Source organism: Vibrio sp. 10N.222.48.A3 (assembly GCF_041475345.1).
GTDB lineage: Bacteria > Pseudomonadota > Gammaproteobacteria > Enterobacterales > Vibrionaceae > Vibrio > Vibrio tasmaniensis_A.
Genome location: NZ_JBFRVX010001025.1, coordinates 1 through 4788, shown reverse-complemented (window position 1 = coordinate 4788; position 4788 = coordinate 1). Strand labels below are relative to the sequence as shown.

The 4788-nt window shown below is 43.9% G+C and carries 4 protein-coding genes; 3 read left to right on the top strand and 1 reads right to left on the bottom strand.

What is annotated here, in order from left to right:
* Window positions 1-102: 102 nt before the first annotated feature.
* Window positions 103-717, bottom strand: a complete 615-nt coding sequence (locus AB4653_RS23230) for a YitT family protein (RefSeq protein ID WP_017065874.1) — start codon at window positions 715-717, stop codon at window positions 103-105.
* Between the two features lie 639 nt (window positions 718-1356).
* Here AB4653_RS23230 and AB4653_RS23225 point away from each other — a divergent pair.
* The 3 genes from AB4653_RS23225 to AB4653_RS23215 all read left to right on the top strand — a co-directional run.
* Window positions 1357-2562, top strand: coding sequence for an MFS transporter (locus AB4653_RS23225; protein ID WP_102258227.1), 1206 nt, complete (start codon window positions 1357-1359; stop codon window positions 2560-2562).
* A gap of 224 nt (window positions 2563-2786) precedes the next feature.
* Window positions 2787-3512, top strand: a complete 726-nt coding sequence (locus AB4653_RS23220; protein WP_170962739.1) for a sulfite exporter TauE/SafE family protein — start codon at window positions 2787-2789, stop codon at window positions 3510-3512.
* A gap of 390 nt (window positions 3513-3902) precedes the next feature.
* Window positions 3903-4788 (top strand): cache domain-containing protein (locus tag AB4653_RS23215; protein WP_372105427.1); only part of this gene is annotated, 886 nt, incomplete at its 3' end.

Below are 4788 nucleotides of genomic sequence, written 5' to 3'. Positions count from 1 at the left end.
GCCAGCAGTTGATGCTGGCTTTGTTGTTTTCATAATCTGCAAATCACGCTTTGTTTATGCGAATCGAGTACTTAAGCGAACCTAGTGCTTGATCGTACCGAACTACGCCGCTTCCGCTTTTACGACCGGTTGATAGCGTCCCGGTTTATGGTTCATCGCCAAAATCAAGTTGGTGACTATCGCACCCAGTACAGACAGAAGAACCAGCGACACATCAACGATAAACAGTGAAAGCACAACAATCGTACAATCTAGTGCCATCTGAACCTTACCCGCACGAATCCCAAAACGTTCTTGTAAGAACAGCGCCAGAATGTTGAAGCCACCTAAGCTCATTTTATGACGGAAGATCACCAACATGCCGGTACCAATCAAGCCACCACCAAGTAAAGCTGCATACAATGCATGAATTTCGGCAATTTGAATCACGTGATACAAGTGATCCACGGCGAACGAAACAATCGAAACCGCGATAAACGTATTGATGGTGAAGCGCCAGCCCATACGAGCAACCGACAAAATATAGAAAGGTAAGTTAAGTGCGAAGAACACTTGGCCAAAGCTCAAATCTGTCACTTTGGTAATGAAGATCGCTAGACCAGCCGTGCCTCCGGTGAGCAAACCGACTTGATTGAAAAAGATAACGCCGAGTGACACTAGCGCGCTACCTAAGATCAGTGCCAGTAAGTTTTCGCGAAGGTTATGATCTTTATCCATGTGAATGACTCTCCCTGAATCTTTTAACATCGCGTTTCAGTCCCGTTGAAACGATTGAAGTACAAATTTACGATGTTTAACAGATAAGTCGAGTAAATGCGCAGTGTTACTGAGTGATTAATTTGTATACTAGCTTTTACAGGCTTTAAAATACTTCACTAAAACAAGCAGTTATATCTAAAAAATTAAATATCCATCCTAAATTCTCCGCTTCTACCACATAATCAGCGAGCTTCGTGTTTTCCTATTTATTAGCTACGTTTCATTCCAACTCCAGCGATGCTTAAATCTATGCATAAAACGCATAGACTAAATCACAAAAGGTCATTTGATACATACCCTACTCGTCATTATGATGCGCGACTTCTTACAACATTGAGCGCATGTAAACACCTTATGTTTTCACAATCTCTTTTTGCCCAACTCGCCAGAATGACGCTATTCCTTGTCATTAGTTTGGTAATTGTGCATCACAATCAGCCATTGATCGATCTCTTGGCTCAGCATGCCGTTAGCAGTGGATGCCACCAGCAGTCAGCGCATGAGCATTCCGGGCACGAACACCACAATAAAATGACTGACCAACACATGTCAGCGCAAGACCACTCACATCACCACCATTAATTTAAGAGTATTAGAATGAGCATTTTCCGTTTTCCTTTACTGGTATGGCTTGGGATCGGCACACTTATTATCAGTCTAGGGATCAGACAATCATTCGGCATTTTCATGATGCCAATTTCAGAGCATTTCGGCACGGGTCGAGAGTTTTTCAGCTTCGCGATTGCGCTACAAAACCTATTGTTTGGCGTGTTCCAACCTTTTGTTGGTATGGCTGCTGACAAATGGGGAGCAAGACGCATCATTATTGCTGGCGCATGTGCTTACGGTTTGGGTTTACTTCTTACCTCTATTTCTACCGAATCAAGCATGCTTTACGTTTCATTAGGCGCATTAGTTGGCCTTGGATTGAGTGCGACGAGCTATGTGATCGTGCTAGGCGCGGTAGCAAACGTAGTACCTGCAGAGCACGCAGCGAAGGCATTTGGTTTAACCACAGCAGCAGGTTCATTTGGTATGTTCGCGGTAATTCCGGGCGCGCAATACATGTTGAACGAATTTGACTGGCAGAGTGCAATGCAAGTCTTTGGCGTACTTTGTTGTTTCATGATCTCTTTTGCCCTGTTTATGCGAGCGCCGAAGTCGGCAACCAATAAGCAAGTAGAAGACACTCAGACACTAAAAGAAGCGCTGTCTGAAGCATTTGCGAACAAAAGTTATTGGTTAATTCACGCAGGCTTCTTCGTGTGTGGTTTCCACGTGATGTTCATTGCGACGCACTTACCGAGTTACTTAGCCGACAAAAACCTACCCGCGAGCAGCGCAGCAATGGCACTGGCTTATGTGGGTATCTTCAACATCTTCGGATCTTACTTCTGGGGTGTGATGGGCGATAAGTTCAGCAAGCGTCATGTAATGTCGGCACTGTACTTAGTACGTACTGTGGTTATCGGAGCTTTTGTCACTTTGCCTGTTACTGAGTCAACCGCGGCTATCTTCGGTGCAGCGATTGGTTTTTGTTGGTTGGGTACGGTTCCGCTAACTTCTGGCTTAGTTCGTCAGATCTTCGGTGCTCGTTACCTGTCGACGTTGTACGGTTTGGTGTTCTTTACTCACCAAGTGGGTAGCTTCTTAGGCGCTTGGGTTGGCGGTCGTATTTACGATTACTACGGTTCTTACGAGCCAATCTGGTGGTCAACCGTGGTACTTGCATTTGCGGCAGCGCTTATCCATTTACCAATCAATGACAAGCCGATTGAGCGACTGAAATTGGCAATGGCTTAACGTTTAACACTGACTCCCCCACTAGCGTAAACAACAAGTCGTTCCAATAAAGCGAGTGAGTATTGAAAGGAAGTATCCTGATATGCTCACTCGCTTTTTTGTTAGTCGTTATTATCGAAATGATAACTAACGAAACTTGCATAAGCCTCACTGAATAATAAGACTATTCTTTTCGTTTTAATTTATAGTATCCACTCGCTCCTTTAAAACTAATTCGCAGGCTTATGGAATACCTAGATCAGACCGCCCTTATCGCGATGGCACTCATTTTTGTCGGCTCGTTTGTACAAACAGCAATCGGCTTTGGCTTGGCTATTGTGGCTGCCCCGTTGTTGTTTTTAGTCTCGCCCGACTATGTACCTGCGCCTATCTGTTTAGTTGGCCTGTTCATCTCGTTATTCAACGCCTTTAAACACCGTGCAAACATTTCTATTGGCGGATTAAAAATCGCATTACTAGGACGCATTCCAGGCTCACTAGCAGGCGGTGCCTTGTTGGTGATGGTTTCAACGAGCGTGTTGTCACTTTGGTTAGGTTTATTAGTGGTATTTGCAGTGATTGTCAGCTTGCTTCCATTTAGGTTAGAGCCGACGCCTGCCAAAATGGGCATCGCGGGATTCTTCTCAGGATTTTTTGGCACCAGTTCAGGTATTGGTGGTCCACCTATGGCACTGCTACTCCAACACCAAGATGCCAATCAGCTGCGTGGCAACTTGTCTGCCTTTTTTGTCTTTAGTTCAATCATTTCGTTGATTGTTCAGATCCCAATTGGCTTCTTCACTATGCACCATTTGATCATCACCATACCTTTGCTGCCTGCTGCTTGGTTGGGTTACAAAGTGGCGTTAATGACCACGCAAAGCATTCCTAAAGAGAAGATACGAATTGGTTCTTTACTGTTATGTTCTATCAGTGGCTTTACTGCCATTTGGCAGGGCTTAGCTGGTTAGTATAGAGATAACGTAAGTACTGAAGGTTGCTTACGTTTTGTAACTATTTTGATGACAGCTCACTCATCTCAATAAGCAAGCGCATATGACTGACTAGTGACGTTATCCATTATGCTCAAATACCCTAATGCGGCGCCTTATTTAAGCTTTAAAGTCAGTACCACACTGTCGTAAACATCTCTATCTGGCGGTCACGATTCCCTCTCATTCAGCATCAATGAACCATTACTGCATAAACCATTTTTTCATGAGCTTTTTGTATACAGAGCTGAGACTGTTCAAATTAGACTAAATGTTCAATTGAGAGCGTAGTTGCATTCACTATATCTCTATATACTCGCACAATCATTAGCCAGACAGATGAGCACGCTCAGTATTAAGGACATTCATATGAAACAACTTGGATTTAAGCAGGTTCTTTTAGTCGCAGTATCAGTAATAATCGCAATAAGTGTCGGTTCAGCCAACTATTTATCATATCAGAGTAAGAAGGAAGCACTCACTGACACTATTTATCAGAGCACACAAGACCGTATTCGCATTGAAGGGAATAAGGTTGAGACTTACCTAGAAGCAAAAACACAAGCAGTAGCAAAAGTAGCTGCTGATTATCGTCAACATAATTATCAAGATAGACACGCCGAGCGAATGCGCGTGGGCTCATTAGGTGCTGATGTCGCGAACTTGATGATAGGTTTTGACAATGGCGATGCTTATGCCTCATTCGATTACCCGGGCTGGGATAATCACAAAAGCCCATCAAGCTACGACCCTCGCAGTAAAGCTTGGTACAAAGAAGGTAAGCGTTCAGGAAGCCTTGTATATACAGACCCATATACAGACTCCACAACAGGTACCTTAATGGTGAGCATTGGTAAAGATGTTGGTAACGGTGTGGTATTGGCAGACATTCCACTCGATGTTTTAAGTGACACTGTCTCTGAAATCGACCTCAACGGTGCTATTTCGATGATGATGACCAATGACATGACGGTGCTGGCTAGCACATCCAGTGTGGTTAAAGTGGGCACTAAATTAACGGATTACGCTTCTTTGAAAGACGTTGCAAAAAAAGCACAAAATTCAGAAAGCACAATCGTTAATTATAGTATCAACAGCGTTGAGAAAGTGATGTTCAGCCATGCGGTTAGCTATGGTGACAAAGAGTGGTACCTACTTGTTGGATTAGACAAAAGCGTCGTATTCGCAGCGCTAGAAGTCGCTCAGCAGCAAGCAATTATGATCACGATTGTCTACCTATTGATCAGCGTAGTTG

Coding starts and splice junctions, on each gene's coding strand:
- AB4653_RS23230 (WP_017065874.1), bottom strand. CDS start 717: ATGGATAAAGATCATAACCTTCGCGAAAACTTACTGGCACTGATCTTA.
- AB4653_RS23225 (WP_102258227.1), top strand. CDS start 1,357: ATGAGCATTTTCCGTTTTCCTTTACTGGTATGGCTTGGGATCGGCACA.
- AB4653_RS23220 (WP_170962739.1), top strand. CDS start 2,787: ATGGAATACCTAGATCAGACCGCCCTTATCGCGATGGCACTCATTTTT.